Origin of the sequence: Limnohabitans sp. YIMB22184, from assembly GCF_048020265.1 — a bacterium.
In the GTDB taxonomy this organism is placed as follows: domain Bacteria; phylum Pseudomonadota; class Gammaproteobacteria; order Burkholderiales; family Burkholderiaceae_C; genus Limnohabitans_A.
The window spans coordinates 1,937,492-1,949,860 of the sequence record NZ_CP171843.1; the positions used below are offsets into that span (position 1 = coordinate 1,937,492).

Annotated in this window: 12 protein-coding genes; 7 read left to right on the top strand and 5 right to left on the bottom strand. The window is 62.2% G+C overall.

Annotated features, from left to right (window positions below):
• Window positions 1-5: 5 nt before the first annotated feature.
• Together ACHEXL_RS08980 and ACHEXL_RS08985 are read right to left on the bottom strand one after the other, a co-directional pair.
• Window positions 6-1,220, bottom strand: a complete 1,215-nt coding sequence (locus ACHEXL_RS08980) for a methyltransferase (RefSeq protein ID WP_416558985.1) — start codon at window positions 1,218-1,220, stop codon at window positions 6-8.
• A gap of 32 nt (window positions 1,221-1,252) precedes the next feature.
• On the bottom strand, window positions 1,253-2,167 hold the full coding sequence (locus ACHEXL_RS08985) for a polyprenyl synthetase family protein (protein WP_416558986.1): 915 nt from the start codon (window positions 2,165-2,167) through the stop codon (window positions 1,253-1,255).
• Between the two features lie 116 nt (window positions 2,168-2,283).
• On the opposite strand from ACHEXL_RS08985, the gene ACHEXL_RS08990 reads away from it, so the two are divergent.
• Window positions 2,284-2,484: a hypothetical protein gene (locus tag ACHEXL_RS08990; protein WP_416558987.1), complete on the top strand. Its 201-nt coding sequence runs from the start codon at window positions 2,284-2,286 to the stop codon at window positions 2,482-2,484.
• Between the two features lie 91 nt (window positions 2,485-2,575).
• Here the strand turns inward: ACHEXL_RS08990 and ACHEXL_RS08995 are convergent, their stop codons facing one another.
• Window positions 2,576-4,336: an ABC transporter transmembrane domain-containing protein gene (locus tag ACHEXL_RS08995; RefSeq protein WP_416558988.1), complete on the bottom strand. Its 1,761-nt coding sequence runs from the start codon at window positions 4,334-4,336 to the stop codon at window positions 2,576-2,578.
• Between the two features lie 108 nt (window positions 4,337-4,444).
• Here ACHEXL_RS08995 and ACHEXL_RS09000 point away from each other — a divergent pair, with 108 nt between their 5' ends.
• The gene (locus ACHEXL_RS09000; RefSeq protein WP_416558989.1) at window positions 4,445-4,783 is read left to right on the top strand and encodes a zinc ribbon domain-containing protein YjdM; all 339 of its coding nucleotides are present in this window, start codon (window positions 4,445-4,447) and stop codon (window positions 4,781-4,783) included.
• Between the two features lie 64 nt (window positions 4,784-4,847).
• Here the strand turns inward: ACHEXL_RS09000 and ACHEXL_RS09005 are convergent, their stop codons facing one another.
• On the bottom strand, window positions 4,848-5,321 hold the full coding sequence (locus ACHEXL_RS09005) for a DUF4148 domain-containing protein (protein ID WP_416558990.1): 474 nt from the start codon (window positions 5,319-5,321) through the stop codon (window positions 4,848-4,850).
• A 152-nt stretch (window positions 5,322-5,473) separates the two neighbouring features.
• Between ACHEXL_RS09005 and ACHEXL_RS09010 the strand changes: the two genes are divergently transcribed.
• A complete protein-coding gene (locus tag ACHEXL_RS09010) occupies window positions 5,474-5,815 on the top strand; it encodes an ATPase with chaperone activity (RefSeq protein WP_291929436.1) in 342 nt (113 codons plus the stop codon).
• Window positions 5,816-5,853: 38 nt separating this feature from the next.
• Window positions 5,854-7,209 (top strand): MATE family efflux transporter, encoded by a 1,356-nt coding sequence (locus ACHEXL_RS09015; protein WP_416558991.1) that lies wholly within the window; start codon window positions 5,854-5,856, stop codon window positions 7,207-7,209.
• Between the two features lie 19 nt (window positions 7,210-7,228).
• Here ACHEXL_RS09015 and ACHEXL_RS09020 read toward each other — a convergent pair whose 3' ends face one another.
• A complete protein-coding gene (locus ACHEXL_RS09020; protein WP_416558992.1) occupies window positions 7,229-8,101 on the bottom strand; it encodes an amidohydrolase family protein in 873 nt (290 codons plus the stop codon).
• A gap of 261 nt (window positions 8,102-8,362) precedes the next feature.
• On the opposite strand from ACHEXL_RS09020, the gene ACHEXL_RS09025 reads away from it, so the two are divergent.
• The 3 genes from ACHEXL_RS09025 (at window position 8,363) to ACHEXL_RS09035 (ending at window position 12,358) form a co-directional block, all read left to right on the top strand.
• The gene (locus tag ACHEXL_RS09025; protein ID WP_416561332.1) at window positions 8,363-9,109 is read left to right on the top strand and encodes a crotonase/enoyl-CoA hydratase family protein; all 747 of its coding nucleotides are present in this window, start codon (window positions 8,363-8,365) and stop codon (window positions 9,107-9,109) included.
• A 33-nt stretch (window positions 9,110-9,142) separates the two neighbouring features.
• A complete protein-coding gene (locus tag ACHEXL_RS09030; protein WP_416558993.1) occupies window positions 9,143-10,996 on the top strand; it encodes a feruloyl-CoA synthase in 1,854 nt (617 codons plus the stop codon).
• A gap of 111 nt (window positions 10,997-11,107) precedes the next feature.
• Window positions 11,108-12,358 (top strand): thiolase family protein, encoded by a 1,251-nt coding sequence (locus ACHEXL_RS09035; protein WP_416558994.1) that lies wholly within the window; start codon window positions 11,108-11,110, stop codon window positions 12,356-12,358.
• Window positions 12,359-12,369: the final 11 nt, after the last annotated feature.

Sequence of the window (12,369 nt, forward strand, 5' to 3'; positions counted from 1 at the left end):
CAAAGTTAATTGACACTATTCTCGGAAACCAAGGGTAAACACTGAGATTTGCGCCCCAAAAGGATGCGAGCGTGGATGGGCATGGCGTTGGGCACCTGCTCCACATGGGTAAAACCCGCCTCTTGCATCATGGTTTGCAGCTCTTGTGGCGTGCGCAGCCGCCCTGCCCCCATGGCCAGCAGGTAAAAATGGAAGTAGGCATCGACCGAGGCTTCGGGTTGACCGGCTTCTTCGTCGGGCTGGGCCATGGGCTCGGCCAACAGCAAGACGCCGCCGACCGGCAAAGCGGCATGGGCTTTTTGAAGAATCTGCCGCACCACCGCATCGGGGTGGTCGTGTGCCACGCGCACCAGGGTGATCAGGTCAGCCCCTTCGGGCAAGGGGTCATCCAGAAAGCTGCCGGGATGCAGGCTCACGCGCTCGGTCAAACCCTTGGCCTTCAGGCCTTCGCGGGCCAGCTCGAGGACCGGCGGAAGATCGAACATCTTGAACTGCAGGTGCGGCGCGTGCGCGGCCAGCTCGCTGACAAAGCGGCCCTTGCCCGCACCCACATCGAGCACACAGCGGTGTTCGTCAAAAAAGTAGGACGACAGGATCTCCTGCACCACAAAGCCTTGCGAGGCGGCCATGAGCTGCGAGTAACGGGTGAACTTGTCCACCTCCGATGTCGGCATGTGGACAGCCGGTTTTTCGTGGGCATAGGGCCAGTACTCGGCCATGCCGCCGCTCCAGGCGTTGTTCAGGAACTGCACCGGGTCTTGCATGTCCTGGTAGAGCAAGTGGTTGTGCTCGATCATCTGGGCAATGCCTTCGTGTTGCGCCAGCGGCACGCCCAGCGGCCCCAAGCCAAAACGGCCTTGGCTGCGGTGCTCCAAGAGGCCCAGCGCCACGGCCGACAGCAGCAAACGCTGCAACACAGCCGGGGCCAGCCCTGTGCGGCGCGACAAATCCGTCAGGTTGGCGGGTGCTTGGTGGAGTGCGCGAAACAGGTCCAGCCGCACACAGCCGAGCAGCACCTGGCTGTGCACGAAACCGGCCATGAGATCAAACAACTTGCGGGTGCGGCGGCGCGTGAGCCAGCGCGTGAACGGATTGCGCAGCGACCAGCGGTACAGACCGGGGTGCGCGTACCAACGCTCCAGGCGGGCCTGCCATGCGTCCTTGAAAGAAGTGGGGGCGGTGTGGGCCTGCATGGCGGCCAGATCCAAAGGTTGGGACATGCGGCTTCCTTGGTGTCTTGCGGGCTCAGCGCTCAATGCGGCGCGCGGATGCGGGTCGGAGCGACGGCCGGGTGGGTCTTGAAGTAGCCTTCGCACAAGGCCTTGGGAACGAGGCGCTCGGCTTCGAGCTGGACCAGCTGGCGCAACATGTCGCGGCACGAGCAGGCCGGGATCGAGGAAGCGGCCTGCGCGATCAGATGGTCAAAGTGGGCAATGGCCCCGTCCAGACCCAGTGCCTGGGCCGAGCTGGGGCGGGCGTGCAAAACATCTTGGCCTACAGGCTTGCCCAAAGTGGCGGCGTCGGCGATCACGTCACGGATGTCGTCGGCCACTTGGTAGGCCTCGCCCAGGTAGTTGCCCAGGGGCGCCCATGGCTCAGGCTCGTAGCCGCAACTGAGTGCGCCCGCGCAAGTGGCCGAAACGAACAAGGCACCGGTTTTGGCACGCTGGTATTGACCCAGATCGGCGCTGGTCTCGCACTCCCAGGCTTGCCCGGCCACGATGCCGTTGGGCAGGCCCACGCCCGTTGTCATGTTGTCCATCAGCTGAATCAGACGGTCGGGCCGCTGCGCACCGGCTTGCAACAACACGCGGTAAGCCATGACGATCAGGCCGTCACCGGCCAGCAGCGCCAGCGGTTCGCTGAAGGCCTTGTGTACCGTCGGGCGACCACGCCGGGTGTCGGCATTGTCAAAGGCGGGCATGTCGTCGTGCACCAAAGAAGCGCAATGCATCAACTCCAGGGCCACAGCGGCGGCGTTGGTCAACTGGGGCGCGTCGTCGCCACAGGCAGTGGCCACGGCCATGCACAGCTGTGGACGGATGCGGGCCCCGCCCGAGAACACCGCATGCCGCATGGCCGCCACCAGCCGGGAGGGCGAGCCCACACCGGCGGCTTGCTCAAAATGGGAGCTCAAAGCTTGTTCGGCGCGTGTCAACAGACTCATGGGACCTCCGAAAGGGAAGGCCCGTCAACCCAAGTTGACAGGCATGAGTGTCAATATAGCCTGATAATTAATACTGTCAATCTTTATTGACACATTAACATCCGAAAGGTCAAGCCATGGGAATTTGGTTGGAGTTGGGCATTTTTGGCCTGGTGTTCGTGTTTGCCTTTTGGCAAATGCACGACGTGCGCAAGGCGCAGGAGCAAACCCGCCAGCAGCGGGCGAAGGAAAAGGCGGCCAAACAGACCGCCGAGGTAGCGCAGGATCAGGCAGCGACTGCGGAGCAAGCGACAGACGAGACCGTCACGAAATCGTGAGGCATGCGCCTGTGCAAGATGGTTTTTTGAGGAGATAGTGGGGCGTGTCACACGCCCATCGCCCACGGGGTGGGCTCCTACAAGGCCGGCTTCAGTGGCCTGATGGGTTGTTGAACTGCAGCGCCGCCAGACTGGCGTACAAACCGCCTTTGGCCTGCAGCTCGGCGTGGGTGCCCTGCTCCATCAGGCGGCCTCGCTCGAGCACCCAGATCACATCGGCGCGTTGCACCGTGGCCAGGCGGTGCGCAATGACCAGCGTGGTGCGGCCGACCATGGCTTTGTCCAGCGCAGCCTGGACCATTTTTTCGCTTTGCGCATCGAGTGCGCTGGTGGCTTCGTCCAGCAGCAAGAGGGGTGGGTTCTTCAAAATGGCCCGCGCGATGGCGATACGCTGGCGCTGCCCGCCCGACAAACGCACGCCTCGATCACCCAAATACGTGTCAAAACCCTCGGGCAGCTCGCGGATGAACTCTTGCGCGTAAGCGGCCTCTGCGGCGGCATGCACCTCGTCCAGACTGGCGTCGGGGCGGCCGTAGCGGATGTTCTCGATCACCGTGCCTGAAAAAATCACCGGCTCTTGCGGCACGATGGCCATGCGGTTGCGCAGGTCGTGCAGGTCCATCTGGTCGATGGGCACGCCATCGAGCACGATGCGGCCCGATTGCGGATCGTGAAAGCGCATCAGCAAATCAAACAAGGTGGTCTTGCCAGCGCCGCTCGGGCCCACCACGGCCACGGTTTGTCCGGGGTGGATCTGGCCCGTGAGCTGGTCCAGCGCCCAAGTGTCGGGGCGCGAGGGGTAATGAAAGCGCACCGATTCCAGCTGCAAGGAAGAGCCGCCTTGCGGCCAAGGCGCTTGTTGCGGCTGGGCCGCGATCTTCAGGTTGGACTCGGTGTGCAGCAATTCCATCAAACGCTCGGTCGCGCCCGCTGCGCGCAGCAAGTCACCATAGACCTCGCCCAACACGGCAAAGGCGCTGGCCAGCAAGATCACATAAAACACCGTCTCGCCCAACTGGCCCGCCGTGCTGGTGCCCGCGCGCACAGCCAGCGTGCCCATGTACAAGCCCCACAGCAACACAGCGCTGGAGGCCATGATGATGAAACCGACCAAAACCGCGCGCGCCCGGATGCGGCCCAGCGCCGTGCCCAAGGCGCGGGCGGTCGAGTCGATGAAACGGCGGGTTTCGCGGCCCTCGGCGGTGTAACTTTGCACCACGCTGATGGCGTTGAGCACCTCAGAAGCGATGGCGCTGGAGTCGGCAACCCGGTCCTGGTTGGCCCGTGACAAGCGGCGCACACGCCGCCCCAGGTAAACGCTGGGGAAAATCACCGCAGCCAACACCGCCACCACCTGCAGCATGAGCACCGGGTTCGTCCACACCAGCATGATCAGCGCCCCCGCGCCCATGACCAGGTTGCGCAAGCCCATCGAAAACGACGAACCGACCACGGTCTGCACCAGTGTGGTGTCGTTGGTCAGGCGCGAAAGCACTTCGCCCGATTGGGTAGTTTCAAAAAAGGCGGGGCTTTGCTTGAGCACATGGCCGTACACCGCGTTACGCAGGTCGCCGGTGATGCGCTCACCGAGCCAGCTCACGGTGTAGTAACGCCCGGAAGAAAACACCGCTAAAGCCGCCGCCACCCCAAACAGCTGCAAGAAGTTGCCAGACAGTTGCTCGGCCGAAGCCCCGGCCGACAAACCTTGGTCGATCAGCTGCCTCAAGACCCAGGGAAAAGCCAAGGTCGTGCCCGCCGCCAACAACAAAAACAAGGCTGCCATGCCCATGGCCAGGCGGTAAGGCTTTAGAAAGGGGGCGAGGCCCGTGAGCGATTTGGGAGATGCAGCCATGTACAAAAAGTGATCGGAGAACAGTCGCTGCAAGCATAACGTCAAATCTGGGCACCGCATTTCGGGGCGTTTGCAGACGACAATCGAAGATTTGCGCCACACGCCACCATGAGCACCTTGCCACCCTGCCCCCAATGCCACGACGAATTCACCTACGAAGATGGCACCCTCTTGATCTGCCCGAGTTGTAGTCATGAGTGGAACCCCAGCGAAGTCGCCACAGGCGAAACCGCCAAAGTCTGGAAAGACGCCAACGGCAACGTGCTGCAAGACGGCGACACCGTGACCTTGGTCAAAGACCTGAAGATCAAAGGCTCATCCGCCGTGGTCAAGGTCGGCACCAAGGTCAAGAACATCCGCTTGATCGAGGGTGACCACGACATCGATTGCAAGATCGAGGGCTTTGGCCCGATGCAACTGAAAACAGCTTTCGTCAAAAAAGTCTGACCACGTCGCCGCAACAAGGCGGCCCTGAGCAGGACCACCTTGTTGTTCGCCTCCGGTCCTGGAGTTATTTTTTGGGGTACAGGTCTGGGTACATGTCTTTGAGCATGCAGCCCGACTCATTGTCGGCAGGCATATTGCCTGTGCGCTTGGCCTCTTCCAGCTCGGCGATGACCTGTTCGCGGGTCTTGCAAGGCACGACCGCTTTGGGCGGGTAGGCCGAGGGGTTGAGCTCATTGAGCAGACACCCTGTCTCGCCCGGGGCCATCATGTTGCCCGTACGTTTGGCTTCTTCCAACTCGGCTCTGACTTGTTCGCGGGTCTTGCAAGGCACCATCGCTTTAGGCGGGTAGGCAGAAGGATTGACCTCGTTGAGCATGCGGCCGCTTTCGTCGTTGGCAGGCATATTGCCCGTGCGGATCGCCTCTCGAAGTTCGGCCTGGACTTCTGCACGGGTTTTGGGGCCCGTGTTTTGTGCTGAGGCTTGCCCTATGCAGAGCGCCAGCAAGGCCAAAGTCAGGGCCGAGAGTGGGGTGGACATACGCATATCGATTTCCTTTCATGTTGGACAACCCCGCCTGCTTCGAGCCCATCGTCATCGACCGGGCCCGACAAGGCGGCGTGGGTTTCCATTAAAAAAAGTTCCCGAGCCCGGGTCTGTGCGTTAATTCACCCCTGATTGCCTTGACACCCATGACCGAAGAATTCCAGATCCACATCCCGCCATCGTTCATGGCGCTTTATGTTCCCCCCGGAAAAATCAAACCCACCCTGGGCCTGCGCGACATGGCCGCGCGTTACGATTTGTGCGAAGACCTGGCCAATTTGCTGACCGAGCAAGCCGCCAACATGCAGTTCACCTTGGGCATCACCGAGGAGCTGGTGCTGCAGCAATGCGAGTTGGGCCTGCTCGCCGAACCTGCCGTGGTGTCGCCTGTGGAGGCCCGCTGGGTGGTCTGTCGCCTGGCCGAGTTATTGAACTGGCCCATGGCCGAGCTCCTGTCAGGGTCCGGACCCGAGACACCTGTCGCCTAAGTCACTGCGCCCAGACCGCAAACTGCCAAGATGCGGCCATGACCCGACCGCACAACGACTTGCAAACGCTGCTGACCGCTCCCATCCTGCCCACCTTGCTGCGTCTGGCCGCGCCCAATGTGCTGGCCATGGTCATGACGGTGCTGGTCGGCATGGCCGAGACTTACTACGTGGGCCGCCTGGGCACCGCCCCGCTGGCGGCCATGGCCCTGGTGTTTCCCTTCGCCATGCTCACGCAAATGATGTCAGCCGGGGCCATGGGCGGCGGTGTCTCGGCAGCCATCAGCCGCGCATTGGGCGCATCGGACACCGCACGCGCCCAAACGCTGCTGCTGCATGCCTTGGTGATTGGCGTGGGTGCGGGTGTGATGTACAGCGCGATTTTTCTGACTTTCGGCCCCCGCTTGTACGAACTGCTCGGTGGCCGGGGCGCCGTGCTCGAAGAAGCCGTGCGTTACTCCGGCGTTTTGTTCGCAGGCGCCCTGCTGGTCTGGCTCATCAACACGCTGGCGTCCGTCTTGCGCGGGACGGGCAACATGCGCACGCCCTCCGTGGCGCTGGTGGCCACCGCGTTGTTGCAGATCATTTTGGGCGGCGTGCTGGCCTTGGGCGCTGGTCCGGTGCCTGGCATGGGCATGGTGGGGGTGGCCTTGGGACACATCATCGCGACTGCAGCGGGCGTGGCCTATTTCGTTTGGTATTTGATCACTGGCCAGGGCCGTCTGACATTGCCATGCCAACGCTTTGAGATGCAAGGGGCCATGTTTGCCGACATCTTGAAAGTGGGCGCCATCGCCTGTTTGTCCCCAGTGCAATCGGTGCTGGCCATTTTGATTTTTACCGGCCTGCTGGCCCAACTGGGCACCGAGGCCTTGGCGGGCTACGGCATCGGCCAAAGGCTGGAGTTCTTGTTGATCCCCATCGCTTTTGGCATTGGGGTGGCCTCGGTGCCCATGGTGGGCATGGCCATGGGTTCGGGCAATGTGAGCCGTGCGCGGCGCGTGGCCTGGGTGGCTGGCGGCGTGTCCGCTTTCAATCTGGCCCTGATTGGGGGTGTCGTGACCCTGGCGCCCGATGTGTGGGCCCGGCTGTTCACCCAAGACGAGGCGGTGCTGGCCCACGCGCGACAATACCTGGTGACCGCAGGCCCGGCTTTTCCATTTTTTGGAATCGGCCTGACCTTGTACTTTGCCTCACAAGGCGCAGGGCAAGTGATTGGCCCGGTCTTGGCAGGCACGCTGCGGCTGGTTTTGGTGGCGGGCGCAGGCTTGTGGCTGGCCCAGCACCAAGGCACATCCGATCAGTTCTACCAACTCGTGGCACTGGCCATGGTGCTGTATGGGGTAGCGACAGCGGCTGCCGTCAAATTCACACCCTGGGGCCACAAAGGCTGACCCCAGCATCCGAGTGCGCTCAGGCCGCCTTGTCCAAGCCCAGCAAGCGCAGCGCATTGCCCTTCAAGATGCCGGGCATCACCTCTGGCTTGAAGCCCGCCACTTCAAAGTCCTGCATCCAGCGCTCGGGCGTGATAAGAGGGTAGTCGCTGCCAAACAGCACACGGTCTTTGAGCAAGGTGTTGGCGTATTGAATGAGTTGCTTGGGAAAGTACTTGGGGCTCCAGCCCGACAAATCGATCCAGACATTGGGCTTGTGTGTGGCAAGGCTCAGCGCCTCGTCCTGCCACGGGAAGCTCGGGTGCGCCATCACGATCTGAATATCGGGCCAATCGATGGCCACATCTTCGAGCAACATCGGGTTGCTGTTTTGCAGGCGAAGGCCCCCGCCACAGCGCATGCCCGAGCCGATGCCGCTGTGCCCGGTGTGGAAGATCGCGGGCAGCTTGTAGTGGTTGATCACCTCGTAAATCGGCCAGGCCATGCGGTCGTAAGGCAAAAAGCCCTGCACCGTGGGGTGGAACTTGAAGCCCTTGATGCCCTCTTCCTGGATCAGGCGCTCGGCTTCGCGTGCGCCCATCTTGCCCTTGTGCGGGTCGATGCTGGCAAAGGCGATCATCATGTCGCTGTTGTCCCGTGCGGCCTTGGCGATCTCTTCGTTGGGGATGCGACGGCGGCCCAGCTGTGACTCACTGTCCACGGTGAACATGACCAAACCGATCTTCTTTTCGCGGTAATAAGCCACCGTCTCGTCGATGGTCGGGCGGCGGTTGCTGCCAAAGAACTTATCGGCTGCGCGGTCGTATTCCTCGCCGTAGTTGTCAAATGGGTTCCAGCAACTCACTTCGGCGTGGGTGTGGATGTCAATCGCGATCAGGTCTTGGTGTTTCATGGGTTTCCAGTCTCTCAATACGTACAGCTGCACAATAGCCCATGGCCGTCGCATGACCCCTCAACTGCACGTAATAAGGTGACATTTCCGGGCGGAACCTAGGGTAAGCCCCAGGCATGAAAGTGCATTCCGCTGCGCACAATATCGTTATCGATAATAACCTTCTTGGCCTTTGGGTCAAGTCTTTTGAGGGACACACCCATGAGCCATCTGAACCAGCCCATTCTTGACCGCGCAGCCGCACAAGGCGTTGCTCTGAGCATGCAAGGCGCCGTTGCTGTGGTGCGCCTGTGCCGCCCGGCCAAGCGCAATGCCCTGAACGACGGTCTGATCGAAGGTTTGCGCGATGTGTTCCAGAACCTGCCTGCCGAAGCGGGTGCTGCCGTGATCCACGGCGAAGGCGAGCACTTTTGCGCAGGTCTTGATTTGTCCGAACTCAAGGAACGCGATGCCGGTGAAGGCATCCACCACTCGCGCAGCTGGCACGTCGCTCTGAACGCCATCGAACAAGGCCGCGTGCCTGTGGTCGCCGCATTGCACGGCGCAGTCGTCGGCGGTGGTCTGGAGCTGGCCAGCGCCAGTCACATCCGCGTGGCCGACGAGAGCACCTTTTATGCCCTGCCCGAAGGCACGCGCGGCATCTTTGTGGGCGGCGGCGGCTCGGTCCGTGTGCCCAAACTGATTGGTGCTGCGCGCATGACCGACATGATGCTCACAGGCCGCGTGTACAACGCGCAAGACGGCGAGCGCGTGGGTTTTGCGCAATACCTGGTACCCACTGGCACTGCCTTGACCAAAGCCATCGAGCTGGCCACACGCATTGCCACCAACGCGCCCCTGACCAACTTTGCCCTGATGCACGCGCTGCCGCGCATCGCCGAGCAACCCGCTGACCACGGCTTCTTCACCGAAGCCTTGATCTCGTCGATCGCACAGTCTGCGCCCGAGGCCAAAGCTCGCGTGCGCGCCTTCCTGGAAGGCAAGGCGGCCAAAGTACAAAAAAGCTGAATCGGCATCACAACAAGAACAACGGAGACCCGCATGAGCAGCCCCAAATTCCGTCCCCTGAAGTTCGGTGTCACCCGCGTGAGCCTGCGCGATGGTGTGCCCGGCACGCACTACCTGAAAGCAGACCAGGAACTGCAGGCCTTTCCGGACCGCCTGACCGACCGCCTGCAGCACTGGGCAAGCGTCAAGCCCCAGCACAGCTTCATGGCGCGGCGCATGAAGCAAGCCGACGGCACCTTGGGTGACTGGCAGCACATCACTTACGCTCAAGCCTGGGCCACGGCGCGCTGCATTGCACAAGGCCTGATCGACCGCGGCCTGAACGCCGAGCGCCCCGTTGTCATCCTGAGTGAAAACAGCCTGGAGCACGCTCTGCTGGCCCTGGGCGCCATGGTGGCCGGTGTGCCCTTTGTGCCCACATCACCACCTTATTCGCTGGTGAGTGTCGACTACGACAAGCTCAAGCATGTGCTCAAAACCGTCACGCCCGGCCTGGTGTTTGCCCAAGATGCCCGCTACGCCAAAGCCATTGCGGCGACGGTGAGCGACGACATGGAAGTGGTCATGTGTGAGGGCACTGTGGCTGGCCGCCAAGTGACCTCCTTCGACAGCCTGTGCGCGACGCCAACCACCCCTGCGGTAGACACGGCCATGGCCGCCACCGGGCCTGACACCATCGTCAAGTTTTTGTTCACCAGCGGCTCGACCAAGTTGCCCAAGGCTGTCATCAACACCCAGCGCCTGTGGTGTGCCAACCAGCAGCAAATGGCGCAGTCCATGCCCGTGCTGGCCGAGCAAGACCTGGTGCTGGTCGACTGGCTGCCCTGGAACCACACCTTCGGGGGCAACCACAACTTCGGCATGGTCGTCTTCCACGGCGGCACGCTGTACATCGACGACGGCAAGCCGACGCCTGCGCTGATTGGCGAGACCCTGCGCAACCTGCGCGAGATCGCGCCCACGGTCTACTTCAACGTGCCCACGGGCTTTGAAGCCATTGCCAACGCGATGAAAACCGACGACGCGCTGCGCAAGACCCTGCTGTCGCGTGTGCAGATGTTCTTCTACGCTGGCGCCGCCCTGGCCCAGCCGGTGTGGGACAGCCTCTACGAATCGCAGGAGCGCGAGATCGGCGAGCGCATCGTCATGACCACCGGCCTCGGGATGACCGAGTCCGGCCCGTTCGGCATCTTCGTGACCAACCCGAACGTGCGCGCGGGCGATCTGGGTGTGCCCACCCCCGGGCTGGAGCTGAAATTGGTGGATACCGACGGCAAGACCGAAGTGCGCTACCGCGGCCCCAACATCACGCCCGGCTACTGGCGCAATGCGGAAGAAACCGCCGGCGCGTTTGACGAAGAGGGCTTCTTCAAGACCGGTGACGCGGTCAAGTGGATCGACGAGACAGATGTGCACCTGGGTCTGAAATTTGACGGCCGCATTGCCGAAGACTTCAAGCTGGCCACCGGCACCTTTGTGAGCGTGGGCCCACTGCGCGGCAAGATCATCGCAGCCGGTGCCCCTTACATCCAGGACGCGGTGCTCACCGGTTTGAACATGAAGGAAGTGGGTGCCATGATTTTCCCGACACCTGCTGTGCGGGCGCTCAGCGGCCTGGGTGCAGAGGCGTCCATGTCGGATGTGTTGGCCTCGGCCCCGGTGCTGGCCAAGTTTCAAGAAATCGTCAACGAACTGGCCAAAACCGCCACCGGCAGCGCCAACCGCATTGCCCGTCTGTGTTTGCTGAGCGAGCCGCCCACCATTGACAAGGGTGAGATCACCGACAAAGGCTCGATCAACCAACGCTCGGTGCTCACCCACCGCGCCGACACTGTGGAGGCATTGCATGCCGATAGCCTGCACTACATCGTCAAACCCACGGCATAAGCCCCATTCAACCAAATCGTCACTGCGAGCGTCGCGCGGCAGTCCTGAAATGGATGGCCACGTCGGCAAGCCTCCTCGCCATGACGGCTTAAAACCAGAAATGAGAACAGCATGAGCTCCAAAGGATTTTTCAACGCGTTTGCCGATGTGTGGATGCACGAAGGTGTGCGCACACCCATGATCGATTACTGCGGCGCATTGGGCCACATCTCGCCCACCGACCTCGGCATCAAGGCCGCCCGCGAGGCACTCAAGCGCGCAGGCATTGCACCCACCGAGATCGGCTCGGTCATCACCGGCAACATGGCCCCGGGTGACTTTGACCAGTTCTTCCTGCCGCGTCACATTGGCCTTTATGCGGGTGTGCCGCAGGAAGTGCCGGCCATCATGACCCAGCGCATTTGCGGCACCGGCTTCGAGCTGTTCCGCCAAGCGGGTGAACAGATCGAAGCGGGCGTGTGCGAAGCGGCTCTGGTGGTCGGCACCGAGAGCATGACGCGCAACCCGATTGCCGCCTTTGACCACCGCACCGGCTTCAAGCTGGGCGCACCCGTGGGCTTCAAGGACTACATGTGGGAAGCCCTGAAAGACCCGGCCGCAGGCATCAATATGATCCAGACCGCCGAGAACCTAGCCAAAAAGTACAACATCACCCGCGAAGAGGTCGACCAATTCGCGTCCGACTCGTTCGCCAAAGCGGTGGCAGCGCAAGCCGCAGGTTTTCACGCGGGGGAGATCGTGCCCGTTGTCACCGAAAAATTCGAGCTCGATGGCTACAAGCCCCGTGGCATCAAGCTGCAAGGCAAAGTAACCGAAGTGGCCACCGACACCCACCCCCGCATCTCGCCCCCTGAAGTGTTGGCCAAGCTCAAGTCGGTTTACGAAGGCGGCGTGCAAACCGGTGGCAACAGCTCGGCGCTGGTCGATGCCGCTGCCGCTTGCGTGGTCACTTCAGGCACTTACGCCAAGGCGAACGGTAAAAACCCCTTGGCCCGCGTGGTGGCTGCGGCGGCTGTGGGTGTGCCGCCCGAGATCATGGGCATTGGCCCTGCGCCCGCCATCCGTTTGCTGCTGGAACGCACGGGCCTGAAGCTGTCTGACATTGGCCGTTTCGAGATCAACGAAGCCCAAGGCGCCCAAACTCTGGCCGTGGGCCGTGAGCTGGGCCTGGACTTGTCCAAGCTCAACGTCAACGGCGGCGCGATTGCCCTGGGCCACCCACTGGCCGCGACCGGCGTGCGCCTGACGATCACGCTGGCGCGTGAATTGAAACGCAGCGGCTTGCGCTATGGCATCTCCAGCGCCTGCGTGGGCGGTGGTCAGGGCATTGCGCTCTTGATCGAGAATCCGGATGCAGTCTGAACGTCTCAACC

Coding starts and splice junctions, on each gene's coding strand:
- ACHEXL_RS08995 (WP_416558988.1), bottom strand. CDS start 4,336: ATGGCTGCATCTCCCAAATCGCTCACGGGCCTCGCCCCCTTTCTAAAG.
- ACHEXL_RS09000 (WP_416558989.1), top strand. CDS start 4,445: ATGAGCACCTTGCCACCCTGCCCCCAATGCCACGACGAATTCACCTAC.
- ACHEXL_RS09030 (WP_416558993.1), top strand. CDS start 9,143: ATGAGCAGCCCCAAATTCCGTCCCCTGAAGTTCGGTGTCACCCGCGTG.
- ACHEXL_RS09020 (WP_416558992.1), bottom strand. CDS start 8,101: ATGAAACACCAAGACCTGATCGCGATTGACATCCACACCCACGCCGAA.
- ACHEXL_RS09035 (WP_416558994.1), top strand. CDS start 11,108: ATGAGCTCCAAAGGATTTTTCAACGCGTTTGCCGATGTGTGGATGCAC.
- ACHEXL_RS09025 (WP_416561332.1), top strand. CDS start 8,363: ATGCAAGGCGCCGTTGCTGTGGTGCGCCTGTGCCGCCCGGCCAAGCGC.
- ACHEXL_RS08980 (WP_416558985.1), bottom strand. CDS start 1,220: ATGTCCCAACCTTTGGATCTGGCCGCCATGCAGGCCCACACCGCCCCC.
- ACHEXL_RS08985 (WP_416558986.1), bottom strand. CDS start 2,167: ATGAGTCTGTTGACACGCGCCGAACAAGCTTTGAGCTCCCATTTTGAG.
- ACHEXL_RS09015 (WP_416558991.1), top strand. CDS start 5,854: ATGACCCGACCGCACAACGACTTGCAAACGCTGCTGACCGCTCCCATC.
- ACHEXL_RS08990 (WP_416558987.1), top strand. CDS start 2,284: ATGGGAATTTGGTTGGAGTTGGGCATTTTTGGCCTGGTGTTCGTGTTT.
- ACHEXL_RS09010 (WP_291929436.1), top strand. CDS start 5,474: ATGACCGAAGAATTCCAGATCCACATCCCGCCATCGTTCATGGCGCTT.
- ACHEXL_RS09005 (WP_416558990.1), bottom strand. CDS start 5,321: ATGTCCACCCCACTCTCGGCCCTGACTTTGGCCTTGCTGGCGCTCTGC.